This window comes from Vibrio sabulosilitoris (assembly GCF_055391395.1).
On sequence record NZ_AP029599.1, the window covers coordinates 432,866 to 448,048 of the forward strand.

Sequence of the window (15,183 nt, forward strand, 5' to 3'; positions counted from 1 at the left end):
AAATCAAAAATGTTGTCGTGGTGGACTGTCTACGGACCCCGATGGGACGCTCCAAGGGTGGTGCCTTTCGTCATACCCGCGCGGAAGATCTGTCTGCTCACCTGATGAAAGGGCTCTTGGCGCGCAACCCTGAGGTTAATCCTAACGAAATAGAAGATATCTACTGGGGCTGTGTGCAGCAGACTCTAGAGCAGGGTTTTAATGTCGCGCGCAATGCTGCGCTGTTAGCTGGCCTACCGATTGAGATTGGTGCGGTCACCGTTAACCGCCTGTGCGGCTCATCAATGCAGGCTTTGCATGATGCGGCGCGCTCAATCATGACAGGTGATGCGGATATCTGTCTGATCGGAGGGGTCGAGCATATGGGGCATGTGCCGATGACCCATGGGGTCGACTTTCACCCAGGCCTTGCCAAGCATGTGGCCAAAGCCGCTGGAATGATGGGACTGACCGCAGAGATGCTCGGGAAACTGCACGGCATCAGTCGCGAGCAGCAAGACCAATTTGCCGCTCGCTCTCACGCCAGAGCACATGCGGCAAGCATAGAAGGGCGCTTTAACCGAGAGATCTTGGCCACTGAAGGACATGCTGCCGACGGCTCACTCTTTACCCTCGAGTATGATGAAGTGATCCGCCCAGAAACCACAGCAGAAGGATTGGCACAACTGCGCCCGGTGTTTGATCCAGTCAATGGCACCGTCACCGCAGGCTCGTCTTCTGCCTTGTCTGATGGCGCCTCAGCAATGCTGATCATGAGTGAAGACAAGGCGCAAGCACTCGGGGTCACCATTCGTGCCCGGATCAAATCCATGGCCATTGCAGGCTGCGATCCATCAATTATGGGTTATGGCCCAGTACCCGCCAGCCAAAAAGCCCTCAAACGTGCAGGCCTATCCATCGAGGATATCGATATCGTCGAGCTCAATGAGGCCTTTGCGGCTCAGTCCCTCCCATGTGCCAAAGACCTTGGTCTATTGGATGTCATGGAAGAAAAGGTCAACCTCAACGGCGGCGCCATCGCACTCGGCCACCCACTAGGCTGCTCAGGCGCACGCATCGCGACGACACTGATCAACCTAATGGAAGACAGGGACGCGAAGTATGGATTGGCGACGATGTGTATTGGGTTGGGGCAGGGGATTGCTACTGTGTTTGAGCGACCTTAATTAAAGGGGCGGGGACGTTTCACTTCGAGGGGCGGGGAGCGAGTGCTCCTCATGGGTAGATAGTTCCCTTCTCTCCGTAGTGTAAGGGTGGTGCTCGAAGCTCACATACTTTACTGGGTTTGGATGAAAGGTAGCTACAGATCTAAACGGTTTTAAAAATGCGGGACTTGGAGCAAGGACTCTCAGCGCACTGAAAGCCCCTCGCTCCCCGAAGGGCAAAGCCCGTCCCCGAGCCTCGCCCCTTATTTTTTAATCGGTCGCTGCCACTCCGCCACGCGGCGCTCTTTGGCGCGGGTGATGACTAGTTGACCTTGCTCGACCGACTTGGTCAGCGTGGTGCCTGCGCCAATGGTTGCGCCATCAGCGATAGTTACTGGCGCCACCAGCTGAGAATCTGAGCCGACGAAAACGTCGTCACCAATGATGGTTTTGTGTTTGTTGGCACCATCGTAGTTACAAGTGATCGTGCCTGCGCCGATATTGGTGCGTTGACCGATTTGAGCATCACCTAGGTAAGTCAGGTGGTTGGCTTTTGAGCCTTCACCGAGTGTGGCGTTTTTCACCTCAACGAAGTTACCAACGTGCGCATCGTTGCGCAGCTCAGCGCCTGGGCGCAAGCGAGTGAATGGACCCACGGTACACTCTTCACCGACGGTTGCTCCCTCAATCACGCTGTATGGACGGATCACGGTATTGTCATCAATCTCACAGTCGATCAACACAGAGCCCGCACCCACCTTGACGTTATCGCCCAGTGAAACCGTGCCCTCGATGATCACGTTTGCATCGATTTCACAGTCCATGCCGCACTGCAGCTGACCACGCAGGTCAAAGCGCGCTGGGTCGCGTAGCATCACGCCCTGCTTAAGCAGTTTCTGCGCTTGGTCTTGCTGGAACGCACGCTCTAGACGCGCTAGCTGGGCGCGATCGTTAACGCCTTCAACCTCAATCGTGCTTTGTGGGTGAACCGCTTCAACTGCGCGGCCTTCGTTGTGAGCGGCTGCAATCACGTCAGTAAGATAGTACTCACCCTGCGCGTTATCATTGTTAAGGCCCGCGAGCCAGCGCTTAAGATCACCACCCGTTGCTACCAACACGCCAGTGTTGATTTCATTGATCAGCTTTTGCTCATCGGTCGCATCTTTTTGCTCAACAATCGCCACAACAGGGCCGTTCTTACGCACGATACGACCATAGCCCGTTGGGTTATCCAATACCACGGTTAGTAGTGCGATACCGCCGGTAGGTTGTGCCTCAAGCAAAGCGTCGATGGTCTGCTCCGAGATCAGTGGTACATCGCCGTAAAGAACAAGAACTTTTTCATCATCAGCAAAACTCGGTGAAGCCTGGTCAACCGCATGGCCTGTTCCTAGCTGCTCGCCTTGTAGTACCCAGTTAACTGACTCATCCGCCAGAACGGTTTTCATTTGATCGCCACCATGGCCGTAAACCAAGTGGACATTCTGTGCCCCAAGGCCTTTACACGTGTCAATCACATGCTTAACCATCGGCTTACCCGCTAGGGTATGTAGCACTTTAGGTTTGGTTGAGTACATACGGGTTCCCTTACCCGCCGCCAGAATCACCGCGCTAAACTTCATTGAATTGCCTGCTTATAATTGTATGTAAGTATGTGCTTATTCTAGACAAAACCTACAAAAAAGGCAGCCAATAGGCTGCCTTTTTACACAATGAAAGCAAAGTTTCATCTTCTAGCGACGTTTTTTCACTAGCTCGATTACTTTCAGCTGGGCGATAGCTTTCGCCAGTTCAGCTGAGGCACGTGCAAAGTCGACATCACCATGGTTACTGGTCATCAGTTGCTCAGCACGACGCTTCGCTTCTTCTGCCTTCGCCTGGTCAAGGTCTTCCGCACGAATTGCCGTATCTGCCAGAATAGTCACATCGTAAGCCTGAACCTCCAGAATGCCACCTGAAAGGTAGACAATTTGCTCTTTCTTGTCCTTGGTTACGATGCGAACCATGCCAGGGCGAATGCGCGTTAGCAGTGGTGTGTGGTTTGCCAACACACCCAAATCACCCTGTTCACCCGAAACCTGGATGCTTGCAGCAGAGCCGGAGAAAATACGTTTCTCAGCACTCACTACGTCCAAATGGAAGGTGCTCATAAAGCCTCCTTATCAGTCTCGAGTTACAGCTTCTTCGCGTTCTCTAGTGCGTCATCAATCGTACCGCAATACATGAACGCCTGCTCAGGGATATCATCGTACTCACCAGCCAATAGGCCTTTAAAGCCACGGATCGTGTCTTTCAGAGATACGTAGATACCTGGAGAACCAGTAAATACCTCAGCAACGTGGTAAGGCTGAGTTAGGAAACGCTCAATCTTACGTGCACGAGATACCACTTGCTTATCTTCTTCAGAAAGCTCGTCCATACCTAGGATCGCGATGATGTCTTTTAGCTCTTTGTAACGTTGCAGCGTTTGCTGAACATTACGCGCTACGTCGTAGTGCTCTTGGCCAACCACTAGAGGATCAAGCATACGAGATGATGAATCCAGTGGGTCGATTGCAGGGTACAAGCCCATTGCCGCGATGTTACGGTTCAGCGTTACTGTCGCATCCAAGTGCGCAAAGGTTGTCGCCGGAGATGGGTCAGTCAAGTCATCCGCAGGTACATAGACCGCTTGGATAGACGTAATAGAACCCGTCTTAGTTGACGTGATACGCTCCTGAAGTACACCCATCTCTTCTGCAAGAGTTGGCTGGTAACCTACCGCAGATGGCATACGACCAAGCAGTGCTGATACCTCAGTACCCGCTAGCGTGTAACGGTAGATGTTATCAATGAACAGCAGTACGTCACGACCTTCATCACGGAAACGCTCCGCCATGGTTAGACCGGTTAGTGCTACACGCAGACGGTTGCCTGGTGGCTCGTTCATCTGACCGTAAACCATCGCTACTTTTGACTCTTCAGGCTTCTCGATGTTTACAACACCCGCTTCCTGCATCTCAAAGTAGAAATCGTTACCCTCACGAGTACGCTCACCAACACCAGCAAATACCGAAAGGCCTGAGTGCTGAATCGCGATGTTGTTGATAAGTTCCATCATGTTAACGGTCTTACCAACACCCGCACCTCCGAATAGACCGATCTTACCACCCTTAGCGAATGGACAGATTAGGTCGATTACCTTAACGCCGGTCTCTAGCAGCTCAGTGACGTTAGACTGCTCTTCATAGCTTGGTGCTTCACGGTGGATAGAGTAAGTCTCTTCCGCACCGACTTCACCACGCTCATCGATTGCATCGCCTAGAACGTTCATGATACGACCTAGGGTCTTGGTACCTACTGGTACCGAAATTGGAGCGCCAGTATTTTCAACTTCAATACCACGACGTAAACCATCTGAGCTACCCATAACGATACAACGCACGACGCCACCGCCAAGCTGTTGCTGTACTTCAAGAACAAGACGCTCTTTGGTACCCGTTACGTTCAGAGCGTCGTATACACTTGGTACATCGCTCTGTGCGAACTCTACGTCGACTACCGCACCGATGATCTGTACGATCTTACCTGTAGCCATCGTTAATCCTCTAAATTAGTTTCTTATACCTAAATTAAACCGCTGCCGCGCCCGAAACAATCTCAGAAAGCTCTTGCGTGATCGCTGCTTGACGAGCCTTGTTGTACACAAGTTCAAGCTCATCAATCAGGTTGCCTGCGTTGTCGGTTGCGGCTTTCATCGCAATCATTCGTGCAGCCATCTCACATGCAAGGTTTTCCACTACGCCTTGATAAACTTGCGATTCAATGAATCGATCCATCAAGGTATTCAGTAGTGTTTTCTCATTTGATTCAAACATATAACTCCAAGAATGTTTGAACTCTGCATCGTTATCGCTTAGCTGTTTAGGCAAAGGTATCAATTGGTCAATTTTTGGTTCTTGCGTCATTGAGTTAACAAACTCATTGAATACCAAGAACAAACGGTCAATTTCCCCTTCTTCATACTTTTTCAGCATGACCTTGATAGGACCGATAAGGTCATCAAGAGTAGGGGAGTCACCCAGACCAGCAGTCTGAGCAACCACGTTGGCGCCAAGGCTGTTGAAGAAAGAGGTCGCTTTTGCGCCGATCACAGCGATATCAACCTCAACATCTTTTTCAGCCCACTCGTTCATCTGCACGGTTGCCTGTTTGAACATGTTGATGTTCAAGCCGCCACACAGACCACGATCGGTGGAGACAACAATGTATCCCACACGTTTCGCCTCACGCTCCACTAGAAACGGATGTTTGTAATCCAGTGTACCGTTTGCCAAATGACCAATGACTTTACGTATATTCTCAGCGTATGGACGAGGACCTTCCATTGCGTCTTGCGTACGACGCATTTTAGAAGCCGCTACCATTTCCATCGCTTTGGTGATCTTCTGAGTGCTTTTGACACTCCCAATCTTGCTACGAATTTCTTTTGTATTGGCCATCGTTACACTCCGTCAGTATCAAACCTGGTGGCAATTACCAAGTCTGAGTCGCTTTGAAATCATCCACTAGCTCTTTCAGCTTGGCTTCGATTTCATCGTTATAAGCACCTGACTGGTCGATGTCAGCCGCAAAATCTGCGTACTGTGCACGAGCGTACGATAGTAGTGCCGCTTCGAAGTCGAGAAGCTTGCTTAGCGTCACGTCTTCCAAGTAACCACGTTCTGCAGCATAGATAACAAGCGCTTGGTCGAATACCGACATTGGCGCGTATTGTTTCTGCTTCATCAGCTCAGTTACTTTTTGACCGTGGTCTAGCTGCTTCTTCGTCGCATCATCAAGATCCGATGAGAACTGAGCGAAAGCCGCCAGTTCACGGTAAGCCGCTAGTGCTGTACGGATACCGCCAGATAGCTTCTTGATGATCTTGGTTTGCGCTGCACCACCTACACGAGATACTGAGATACCTGGGTCAACCGCTGGGCGAACACCCGCGTTGAATAGCTCAGTCTGTAGGAAGATCTGACCATCGGTAATCGAGATTACGTTGGTCGGTACGAAGGCTGATACGTCACCCGCTTGGGTTTCGATGATCGGCAGTGCCGTCAGCGAGCCAGTCTTACCTTTCACTTCACCGTTAGTGAAGCGCTCTACGTAATCTTCGTTTACGCGAGCGGCACGCTCTAGTAGGCGTGAGTGGAGGTAGAATACGTCACCCGGGAATGCTTCACGACCTGGTGGACGCTTAAGCAGTAGCGAGATTTGACGGTAAGCAACCGCTTGTTTTGACAAGTCATCGTAAACAATCAGTGCGTCTTCACCGCGATCGCGGAAGTACTCACCCATTGCACAACCTGCGTATGGCGCAAGGTATTGCAGTGCCGCTGACTCAGATGCTGATGCCACAACTACGATAGTGTTTTGCAGTGCACCGTGCTCTTCTAGCTTACGAACTACGTTGGCAATCGTTGACGCTTTTTGGCCAATCGCTACGTAGATTGAGAAGATACCTGAATCTTTCTGGTTAATGATCGCATCGATCGCCATTGCGGTTTTACCCGTCTGACGGTCACCGATGATAAGCTCACGCTGACCACGGCCGATTGGGATCATTGAGTCAACAGACTTGTAGCCTGTTTGTACTGGTTGGTCTACCGACTTACGGTCGATTACACCTGGTGCAATCACTTCCACTGGCGATGTCAGTGAAGAGTTGATTGGGCCTTTACCATCGATAGGCTGACCTAGGGTGTTTACCACACGGCCAAGTAGCTCAGGGCCAACAGGCACCTCAAGGATACGACCCGTACCAGTAACCTTCATGCCCTCTTTAAGGTCGGCATAAGGACCCATAACTACAGCACCTACAGAGTCACGCTCTAGGTTAAGTGCCAGTGCAAAACGATTGCCCGGAACCTCAATCATTTCACCTTGCATCACGTCCTCAAGGCCGTGAATGCGAATGATACCGTCGCTTACAGAAACGATAGTACCCTCGTTGCGAGCTTCAGAAACGACTTCGAATTTTTCAATTCGCTGTCTGATGAGTTCGCTAATTTCCGTGGAATTAAGTTGCATTGCTCCAATTCCCCTAATTAAGACTGAATCGTGTCTTTAAGACGTGTGAGGCGGCTAACCAGTGAGTTATCCAATACTGTGTCACCGATACGGATGACAGCACCACCAATGAGCTCTTCATCGACCTGGCAGTTTAGCTGAACCGTGCAGTCAAGACGCTTTTCTAGGCTTGCTGTCAGTTCCGCTAGCTGAGCTTCGGTCATGGCAAAAGGCGTCGTTACCGACACTTCTTTTGAGTTAGAGGCTTCAACAGTGAGGCGTGTGTATTGCTGATAAATGTCACCTAGCGCTGAGGTACGGTGATTTTCAATAACCACTTTCAAGAAGTTTTGAAAGGCGTGATCGAACTGGTCACCGGCAACATCAACATACAATTGCACCAATTGCTCTGGCTGCCAGCTTAGCGCTGCAGTCTTCAGTTCTTTGACTGATGACATCTCAGTGGCAAACTCCAGCATCTGAGACCATTTTTCAATCGCCCCATTGTCACTGGCGTAGCCGTAGGCTGCCTTCGCGTATGGTCGAGCAATAGTTGTCAAATCCGACATACTGATGCCCTCCCGTTACAGTTTCGCTGAAATCCCATCAAGAATATCTTGATGAGCAGCTGGGTCGATCGAACGCTCGATAATTTTCTCAGCGCCTAAAATAGCCAGCTCAGCTACGTCTTTCTTCAGCTCATTGCGCGTACGCAATGTCTCAGCTTCAAGCTCAGAGCGACCTTGTTCAAGGATCTGCTCACGCTCTTGCTGCGCCTCTTGACGAGCTTCATCTAGGATTTGAGATTTGCGTTTATTCGCTTGCTCAATGATCTCTAGCGCTTGCTTCTTAGCATCTTTTAACTGATCTGCTGCGTTGTGTTTCGCCAAATCCAGCGCCTTGTCAGCACGTTGTGCTGACTCTAGGCCTTCAGAGATTTTCTTTTGTCGCTCTTCAATGGCAGCCAAGATTGGCGGCCATACGTTCTTCATACAGAACCAAACGAAGAGGATAAACGCGATTGCTTGTCCCAGCAGAGTTGCATTGATATTCACAATGACCCTCCTTTATCCATGGTATGTCTCGAGCACAAGGTCGAGACGCTATAACTCAATAAGAGAAAGGGGATTACAGTGCGAACAGCATGTACATTGAGATACCAACACCGATCATTGGTACCGCATCAAGTAGACCTGCTAGGATGAACATGTTGGTTTGTAGAACTGGTGCCATTTCAGGTTGGCGAGCTACTGACTCAAGGAATTTACCGCCAAGAATAGCGAAACCAAAACCAGTTGCGATAGCACACGTACCTAGAAGTAGAGCAACAACCAAATAGATATCCATAATAATCTCCGAAATAGTTATAAATAAAATTAATAGTTAGTAATTAGTGAGAGTCATTACTCGCCATGCTTAGATAAACGATCGTCAGCATTGTAAAAATAAAGGCTTGCAGAGTAATAACCAGAATATGGAAAACTGCCCAAATGATGTGAGCTATAACACCTAGACCACCTAGAACCACACCTGCAGTGTAAGTAACCGCGATCAGGATGAAGATAAGTTCACCTGAGTACATGTTACCGTACAGACGTAGTGATAGGGAGACGGGTTTAGCCAGCAATGAAACGGTTTCCAAAACTAAGTTGAAAGGTATCAACGCCTTGTTGTTGATCGGATGAAGCGTAAATTCCTTTACAAATCCCTTAAATCCTTTGTACTTAATGTGGTAAACCACCGTCAGTACGAGGACACCCAATGCAAGTGCTAGTGTGACATTCAAGTCGACCGTTGGTACGAGCTTGAAGTAATCAGCCCCAGCGTATCCCATTAGATGCGGGATAAAGTCTACTGGCACTAAGTCCATCAGGTTCATTAGGAAGATCCAGACAAACAAAGTTAACGCCAGAGGTGCGACTAACTTATCACGTCCATGAAAAGCGTTCTTACAGATCTCATCGACCTGCTCGACCATGATTTCAACGAAACACTGTAGCTTTCCAGGGACGCCCGTGGTTGCATTTTTTCCGACCCGATAAAACAACCACAAAAATAGTGCACCGAGCGTTACGGAGACCAACAGAGAGTCCCAGTGCAACGTCCAGAATCCAGCATCATAACAACCCTTGTTGGTTGCAATGCCACCGTCAACCAAACACACTTTAGCGTTGGTCAGGTGGTGCTGGATATATTCCTGCGGAGTATCAGCCATGGTTAATCCCATTTTTTTGAAAAAATAATATTGGTGATAACCAGAAGATCAGGATGGTCAGTTTGTACCCAGTAAAGAAGGCTCCGGGTTGAAGAAGCTCCGATACTGAGAACACCAACACAAACATCACTATGGTGAACACCAGCTTTAGCGTCCAACCAATGAGTATGAACCCCAATAGCACAACGCCATCAGAGCCCGGTCTTGGTAAGAACGCAAACAGAGCGTAAATGTAGTTAGCAATAACCGCGATCATCCCGCCTTTGAGAACAAAGCGAGCCGAGTCTTGACCAAACTTCCAATACGCAATACTCGCGATGAGCATGACAAATATCAGCTGGAGATGAACCACACGAAATGCGGCTCGACTCTGTGCACTTCTATTTGAAATTAACATCGAGAGCACCTGTTTCCTTACAAGTCACCTAGATTAAGAGCCAATTTAGGAGAAATCCACTCTAAATAGGTGAAAAATCATGCAGAATTATATCTGCAATCAATTAAAAGACAATTGTTAGCCCGCTCGTGGGCGTTACATTCCATTAAGAATGTGACCTATGATTACTTAACAATTGAATCCAATTGTTTCAACACTGTTATCAACTGACTTTCATCTTTAAAATCGATGAGTACCTTGCCAACACCCTTGGCTGAAATTTGGATGTTCACAGAGGTATTCAGCTGCGACTGCAGCTGCTCTAGCATCAGGTTGGTTTCCTGAGCGAGCTGAATTTTTTCTGTTTTAGGCTTGTTATCACCTTGTAACGACTTTTTCACTAAAGCTTCCGTTTGACGCACCGTCAGCTTCTTTTTCGCTACTTGAAGCGCGATCTCTGGCTGGAGATCAATAGGCAGTGCCAATAGCGCGCGCGCGTGTCCCATCTCAAGGACTTTTTGCTCAACCAGCGATTTTACATCATCATTAAGCTGATTTAAGCGCAACAGGTTGCTCACCGTAACACGAGACTTGCCAATCACCTCAGCAATTTGTTGATGAGTTAATGAAAAATCATCTTGCAAACGCTCAAGGGCTTGCGCTTCTTCGATCGCGTTAAGATCTTCACGCTGAATGTTCTCGATCAGCGCCATCGCGACGGCAGCGCGATCTTGCACGTTCTTAACCAGACAAGGCACCAGCTTAAGACCCGCGAGCTTGGCTGCACGCCAACGGCGCTCACCAGCGATGATCTCAAAACGCTCGTTGCCTACCTGTCTAACCACAATCGGCTGGATGATCCCTTGCGATTGGATCGAAGCAGAGAGTTCAGCGAGCGCTTCGTCTGACATGTCTTTACGCGGTTGGTAGACACCCGGTTGCAGCTGGTGGATCGACAAGTCAGCCAGTTCACCATCGTTTGATAGCGCCTGACTCTGGGTTGCCACCTGCTGCTTCTCACGAGCAATAGAACTGGTTGCGAGCAGGGCATCGAGCCCTTTACCTAGACCACGTTTAGACATGAAATTATCCTATAGAAATCTGATTAAGCAGGGACTTCGTCGCGACGCAACATTTCTCCCGCCAGCGCGAGATATGCCTTAGCGCCTGCGGAGTATTTATCGTAATACATTGCGGGTTTACCGTGACTTGGCGCTTCGGCCAAACGTACATTACGCGGGATCACGGTGCGATAAACCTTATTGCCAAAATGCTTTTTGAGCTGATCGGAAACTTCACTGGAGAGACGATTACGTGGGTCGTACATCGTTCGCAGCAACCCTTCAATCTTAAGGTTTTCGTTCACTACGGCTGCCAACTTACTGATGGTATCCATCAGAGCAGTTAACCCTTCAAGGGCAAAATACTCACACTGCATTGGCACCAGAACCGAGTCTGCCGCTGCCATCGCATTGATAGTAAGTAGGTTTAGAGAGGGAGGGCAATCGATAAATATGAAATCATAGTTATCACGAATCGATGCTAGCGCGTTTTTTAATCGAACCTCACGCGCAAAGACTTCCATCAGCTTAATTTCTGCTGCCGTCACATCACCGTTCGCCGCCACCAAGTCATAATGACCCGCTGTTTTGCCGCATACCACTTGGTCAAATGGCACGTCTTCCACCAACAGGTCATAGGCGGTCGCATCGACTTGATATTTATCGACGCCGCTGGCCATCGTTGCGTTTCCTTGCGGATCCAAATCGATAACCAATACATTACGTTTTGTGGCCGCCATTGAGGCTGCCAAGTTGACACAGGTGGTCGTTTTACCAACGCCACCCTTCTGGTTCGCTATTGCTACAATCTTACCCACGGTCCATCTCGCTTTTATGCAGTGCGAGATAAGATTACAAGATGTCGCTCACCTTCCAATTCAGGAACTTGTAAAGATTTGATGTCGGTCACAGAACACCAGGCTGGAATTTCAGCCGACTCATCTTCTGAGTACTGCCCTTTAAGAGCTAAAAACAGGCCAGTTTCAGGTTTTGGTAGGTGGTGACACCATTCAACCATATCTCTCATTGAGGCAAAGGCGCGGCTTAATACACCGTCAAATCCCTCACCTGGATCAAACTCTTCTACACGACTTTGCACAGGAGTCACATTCGAAATCTTCAGCTCATGAATAACCTGCTTAATAAATCGAATCCGTTTCCCCAAACTATCGAGCAGCACAAACGACTTATTCGGGTGCATGATGGCCAACGGAATGCCAGGCAGACCAGGGCCAGTACCCACATCGATGAAGCGCTCGCCTTCAAGATACGTACTCACGATGACGCTATCAAGGATATGTTTCACTAACATGTCCATCGGATCGCGAACCGAAGTCAAATTGTACGCCTTGTTCCATTTATCCAACAGCATGACATAACCCACCAGTTGGTCACGCTGTTGTGGTGAAACCTCAAGATCGGTCTTAGCCAGAAGCTGGTCTAGTCGCTCGCGTAGTGCCGTCATTAGGAAGCCTCACCTTTTTTCAATAAACCTTGTTTTTTCAGATGTACCAGCAGGATAGAGATCGCTGCAGGTGTCACACCAGAGATACGAGATGCCACGCCAATCGATTCTGGGCGCGCATCATTCAACTTAACAACGACCTCATTCGACAACCCCTTAACTTCGCCGTAGTCGACATCAAATGGGATCTGGGTGTTTTCGTGGCGCAGTGATTTCTCAATCTCATCCTGCTGACGCTTGATGTAGCCCTCGTACTTAACCTGGATCTCGACCTGCTCAGCCGCCTGTTGATCCTCTAGCGTTGGCGCAAATTGATCAAGCTCAGTGAGCTGGGCATAAGTCATTTCAGGACGACGCAAAAGATCCTCACCACTTGCCTCACGCACCATTGGTGTCTTGAGCAGGTTGTTAAGGGTGTCGACACCTTCAGATTTTGGGTTCATCCAAGTATCGCTTAGACGCTGGCGTTCTTTGGCGATATTGTCGACTTTTTGGTTGAATCGAGCCCAACGTGCCTCATCAATCAGGCCAAGCTCGTGAGCTTTTTCAGTCAAACGGAGATCGGCGTTGTCTTCACGCAACAGCAAGCGGTACTCGGCGCGCGAAGTAAACATACGGTACGGTTCTTTGGTGCCCATGGTCGACAGGTCGTCGATCAACACGCCCATGTAAGCTTGATCGCGACGTGGGCTCCAGCCTTCTTTGTCTTGACTGAACAAGCTGGCGTTAAGGCCCGCCATCAGACCTTGTGCAGCGGCTTCTTCGTAGCCCGTGGTACCATTAATCTGGCCAGCAAAGAACAAGCCTTTGATAAATTTGGTTTCGTAGGTGTGTTTCAAATCACGTGGGTCGAAGAAATCGTACTCAATCGCATAACCTGGACGGACGATATGCGCATTCTCAAAGCCCTTCATTGAGCGCACAATCTCGATTTGTACATCAAATGGCAGGCTGGTTGAGATACCGTTAGGGTAGAGCTCGTGCGTATCCAGTCCCTCTGGCTCAACAAAGATTTGGTGACTGTTCTTGTCAGCAAAGCGCATAACTTTGTCTTCGATCGATGGACAGTAACGCGGACCAATGCCTTCGATCACGCCAGCATACATTGGGCTGCGATCAAGGTTGCCGCGGATCACATCGTGGGTACGCTCATTGGTGTGCGTAATAAAACACGGGATCTGACGCGGGTGTTGGCTGCGATTACCCATGAACGAGAACACCGGAGTCGGGTTATCGCCGTGTTGGGCTTCCATCTGACTAAAATCAACGCTACGCGCATCGATACGCGGCGGCGTACCAGTTTTCAAACGATCAACGCGGAATGGCATCTCACGTAAACGATCGGCCAGCGCAATCGATGGAGGATCGCCTGCGCGGCCACCAGAGAAGTTTTCTAGACCGATGTGAAGCTTACCTCCAAGGAAGGTGCCCACGGTCAATACAACCGCTTTGGCGCGGAATTTAAGCCCCATTTGAGTTACAGCACCAACCACTTGATCATTCTCGATGATCAGATCATCAACCGACTGCTGAAACAGGGTCAGGTTCGGTGTGTTCTCTAGCACGCTACGTACGTAGGCTTTGTACAAGGCTCGGTCTGCTTGTGCACGAGTTGCGCGGACCGCTGGGCCTTTTGAGGCGTTAAGCGTTCTGAATTGAATACCTGCATGATCAATCGCTTGCGCCATTAGACCACCCATTGCATCCACCTCTTTGACCAGGTGACCCTTACCGATACCACCGATCGCTGGGTTACATGACATTTGACCCAAAGTATCAATGTTATGAGTCAAAAGAAGTGTTTTCTGTCCTGTGCGTGCTGACGCTAACGCGGCTTCCGTCCCTGCATGACCACCACCAACGATGATGACGTCAAAGTTTTCTTGATAAAGCATGAACCGACCTCAGGTATTCAAAGCATGGAAAATAAAAGAGCGGCATTTTACCTCTTTTCCTGAACTGAGAAAATCGCTTTTCGAACTTTTGTCAAAAAGGGCTGAAATTAAATATATATAAGATCTTTATATAGATCTTTTATTGGATCTATTATTAGTGATCCACTTTTCTGTGGATAAGTGATAAATGATCAACAAGATCATGGATCTTTTTTAGATCATTTGTTGTGATCAGATGTTGATCAAGCAGAGGATTAGCTGGGATCAAAAACGGCACTTATTCACAGGGCTAGTTAATGATCAAAGTTGTTATTTGGATAACTATAGGTTGATCATAGGAAATCACTATACTTATCCACAGCTCGTTTGTTGGTTTTTTGTACGAATGGTTGTTGTGAACTGGTCAAAGTTATTCACAGATACAAAAAACGCGGCCACATCGGCCGCGTTTGATCAACATGCTGTTTGCGGTTTATGCGCTCTGAAAGCGCTCAATATGTTGCTTAAGCCAGGCCTCTGCAGCGTCTTCTGGTACTGATTGTTCAAGGATATCGATCTCAAGGCAGTCAGTGAGTGGGGTGCCACCGATATCCTCAAGTAGATCATAGGCGTGGTTGCCAGCCGCGCAGAAGGTATCGTAGCTGGAGTCACCAATCGCGACGACAGCAAACTTGACGTTGCTCATTCTAGGCGGAGTCTCTTGCAGAGCACCGATAAAGGGCTGGATGTTATCTGGGTACTCACCCGCGCCATGAGTCGAGGTGATCAGCAGCCAGATCCCCTCGTTGCCGATCTCGTCAAGCGAGGGCTGGTTGTGGATTTGGGTCTCTAAGCCGCTTTGCTCCAGCAGCTCGCTTAGGTGATCGCCAACGTACTCGGCACCACCTAAAGTGCTGCCTGTTATTATATGAATCATTTAGATTTCCCTATTCTTTGTTTTTGCCTAACAGGTTTAGACAGAAAAAAGGAAGCGCAACAGGCTTCCTTTTA

General features: G+C 49.1%; 16 protein-coding genes. 1 reads left to right on the forward strand and 15 read right to left on the reverse strand.

Annotated features, from left to right (window positions below; translation table 11 throughout):
* Positions 1–2: 2 nt before the first annotated feature.
* Positions 3–1,166, forward strand: a complete 1,164-nt coding sequence (gene fadA / locus ACZ5R2_RS02165; protein WP_464902410.1) for an acetyl-CoA C-acyltransferase FadA — start codon at positions 3–5, stop codon at positions 1,164–1,166.
* A gap of 242 nt (positions 1,167–1,408) precedes the next feature.
* On the opposite strand, the gene glmU is transcribed toward fadA, so the two are convergent.
* The 15 genes from glmU to mioC all read right to left on the reverse strand — a co-directional run bounded on the left by glmU (position 1,409) and on the right by mioC (position 15,109).
* Positions 1,409–2,767 carry a bifunctional UDP-N-acetylglucosamine diphosphorylase/glucosamine-1-phosphate N-acetyltransferase GlmU gene (gene glmU, locus ACZ5R2_RS02170; RefSeq protein ID WP_464900844.1) on the reverse strand — a complete coding sequence of 453 codons (1,359 nt, stop codon included), beginning with the start codon at positions 2,765–2,767 and terminating at the stop codon, positions 1,409–1,411.
* A 111-nt stretch (positions 2,768–2,878) separates the two neighbouring features.
* A complete protein-coding gene (locus ACZ5R2_RS02175) occupies positions 2,879–3,295 on the reverse strand; it encodes a F0F1 ATP synthase subunit epsilon (RefSeq protein WP_464900845.1) in 417 nt (138 codons plus the stop codon).
* Between the two features lie 23 nt (positions 3,296–3,318).
* Positions 3,319–4,722, reverse strand: coding sequence for a F0F1 ATP synthase subunit beta (gene atpD / locus ACZ5R2_RS02180; RefSeq protein ID WP_464900846.1), 1,404 nt, complete (start codon positions 4,720–4,722; stop codon positions 3,319–3,321).
* A 34-nt stretch (positions 4,723–4,756) separates the two neighbouring features.
* A complete protein-coding gene (gene atpG / locus ACZ5R2_RS02185; RefSeq protein WP_464900847.1) occupies positions 4,757–5,626 on the reverse strand; it encodes a F0F1 ATP synthase subunit gamma in 870 nt (289 codons plus the stop codon).
* Between the two features lie 34 nt (positions 5,627–5,660).
* On the reverse strand, positions 5,661–7,202 hold the full coding sequence (atpA, locus tag ACZ5R2_RS02190) for a F0F1 ATP synthase subunit alpha (RefSeq protein WP_464900848.1): 1,542 nt from the start codon (positions 7,200–7,202) through the stop codon (positions 5,661–5,663).
* Positions 7,203–7,219: 17 nt separating this feature from the next.
* Positions 7,220–7,750, reverse strand: coding sequence for a F0F1 ATP synthase subunit delta (locus tag ACZ5R2_RS02195; RefSeq protein ID WP_464900849.1), 531 nt, complete (start codon positions 7,748–7,750; stop codon positions 7,220–7,222).
* Positions 7,751–7,765: 15 nt separating this feature from the next.
* Entirely contained in the window at positions 7,766–8,236 is a 471-nt protein-coding gene (gene atpF, locus ACZ5R2_RS02200) for a F0F1 ATP synthase subunit B (protein ID WP_464900850.1), read from the reverse strand.
* A 73-nt stretch (positions 8,237–8,309) separates the two neighbouring features.
* Complete coding sequence (atpE, locus tag ACZ5R2_RS02205) at positions 8,310–8,528, reverse strand: F0F1 ATP synthase subunit C (protein ID WP_438459652.1); 219 nt, start codon at positions 8,526–8,528, stop codon at positions 8,310–8,312.
* Between the two features lie 43 nt (positions 8,529–8,571).
* Entirely contained in the window at positions 8,572–9,396 is an 825-nt protein-coding gene (gene atpB, locus ACZ5R2_RS02210) for a F0F1 ATP synthase subunit A (protein ID WP_438459653.1), read from the reverse strand.
* Entirely contained in the window at positions 9,389–9,793 is a 405-nt protein-coding gene (locus tag ACZ5R2_RS02215; RefSeq protein WP_464900851.1) for an ATP synthase subunit I, read from the reverse strand. The genes atpB and ACZ5R2_RS02215 overlap by 8 nt, the downstream gene beginning before the upstream one ends.
* 164 nt (positions 9,794–9,957) lie before the next feature.
* Positions 9,958–10,854, reverse strand: coding sequence for a ParB/RepB/Spo0J family partition protein (locus ACZ5R2_RS02220; RefSeq protein ID WP_464900852.1), 897 nt, complete (start codon positions 10,852–10,854; stop codon positions 9,958–9,960).
* A gap of 23 nt (positions 10,855–10,877) precedes the next feature.
* Positions 10,878–11,651, reverse strand: a complete 774-nt coding sequence (locus tag ACZ5R2_RS02225; protein ID WP_438459655.1) for a ParA family protein — start codon at positions 11,649–11,651, stop codon at positions 10,878–10,880.
* Between the two features lie 14 nt (positions 11,652–11,665).
* Positions 11,666–12,298 carry a 16S rRNA (guanine(527)-N(7))-methyltransferase RsmG gene (gene rsmG / locus ACZ5R2_RS02230; protein WP_464900853.1) on the reverse strand — a complete coding sequence of 211 codons (633 nt, stop codon included), beginning with the start codon at positions 12,296–12,298 and terminating at the stop codon, positions 11,666–11,668.
* Positions 12,298–14,193, reverse strand: a complete 1,896-nt coding sequence (mnmG, locus tag ACZ5R2_RS02235) for a tRNA uridine-5-carboxymethylaminomethyl(34) synthesis enzyme MnmG (protein WP_464900854.1) — start codon at positions 14,191–14,193, stop codon at positions 12,298–12,300. The genes rsmG and mnmG overlap by 1 nt, the downstream gene beginning before the upstream one ends.
* 472 nt (positions 14,194–14,665) lie before the next feature.
* The gene (gene mioC, locus ACZ5R2_RS02240; RefSeq protein WP_464900855.1) at positions 14,666–15,109 is read right to left on the reverse strand and encodes an FMN-binding protein MioC; all 444 of its coding nucleotides are present in this window, start codon (positions 15,107–15,109) and stop codon (positions 14,666–14,668) included.
* Positions 15,110–15,183 lie beyond the last annotated feature (74 nt).

What these genes read in the sequence shown, in the direction of transcription:
- glmU (WP_464900844.1), bottom strand. Translation starts at nt 2,767, where the DNA reads ATGAAGTTTAGCGCGGTGATTCTGGCGGCGGGTAAGGGAACCCGTATG.
- ACZ5R2_RS02175 (WP_464900845.1), bottom strand. Translation starts at nt 3,295, where the DNA reads ATGAGCACCTTCCATTTGGACGTAGTGAGTGCTGAGAAACGTATTTTC.
- atpD (WP_464900846.1), bottom strand. Translation starts at nt 4,722, where the DNA reads ATGGCTACAGGTAAGATCGTACAGATCATCGGTGCGGTAGTCGACGTA.
- atpG (WP_464900847.1), bottom strand. Translation starts at nt 5,626, where the DNA reads ATGGCCAATACAAAAGAAATTCGTAGCAAGATTGGGAGTGTCAAAAGC.
- atpA (WP_464900848.1), bottom strand. Translation starts at nt 7,202, where the DNA reads ATGCAACTTAATTCCACGGAAATTAGCGAACTCATCAGACAGCGAATT.
- ACZ5R2_RS02195 (WP_464900849.1), bottom strand. Translation starts at nt 7,750, where the DNA reads ATGTCGGATTTGACAACTATTGCTCGACCATACGCGAAGGCAGCCTAC.
- atpE (WP_438459652.1), bottom strand. Translation starts at nt 8,528, where the DNA reads ATGGATATCTATTTGGTTGTTGCTCTACTTCTAGGTACGTGTGCTATC.
- atpB (WP_438459653.1), bottom strand. Translation starts at nt 9,396, where the DNA reads ATGGCTGATACTCCGCAGGAATATATCCAGCACCACCTGACCAACGCT.
- ACZ5R2_RS02215 (WP_464900851.1), bottom strand. Translation starts at nt 9,793, where the DNA reads ATGTTAATTTCAAATAGAAGTGCACAGAGTCGAGCCGCATTTCGTGTG.
- ACZ5R2_RS02220 (WP_464900852.1), bottom strand. Translation starts at nt 10,854, where the DNA reads ATGTCTAAACGTGGTCTAGGTAAAGGGCTCGATGCCCTGCTCGCAACC.
- rsmG (WP_464900853.1), bottom strand. Translation starts at nt 12,298, where the DNA reads ATGACGGCACTACGCGAGCGACTAGACCAGCTTCTGGCTAAGACCGAT.
- mnmG (WP_464900854.1), bottom strand. Translation starts at nt 14,193, where the DNA reads ATGCTTTATCAAGAAAACTTTGACGTCATCATCGTTGGTGGTGGTCAT.
- mioC (WP_464900855.1), bottom strand. Translation starts at nt 15,109, where the DNA reads ATGATTCATATAATAACAGGCAGCACTTTAGGTGGTGCCGAGTACGTT.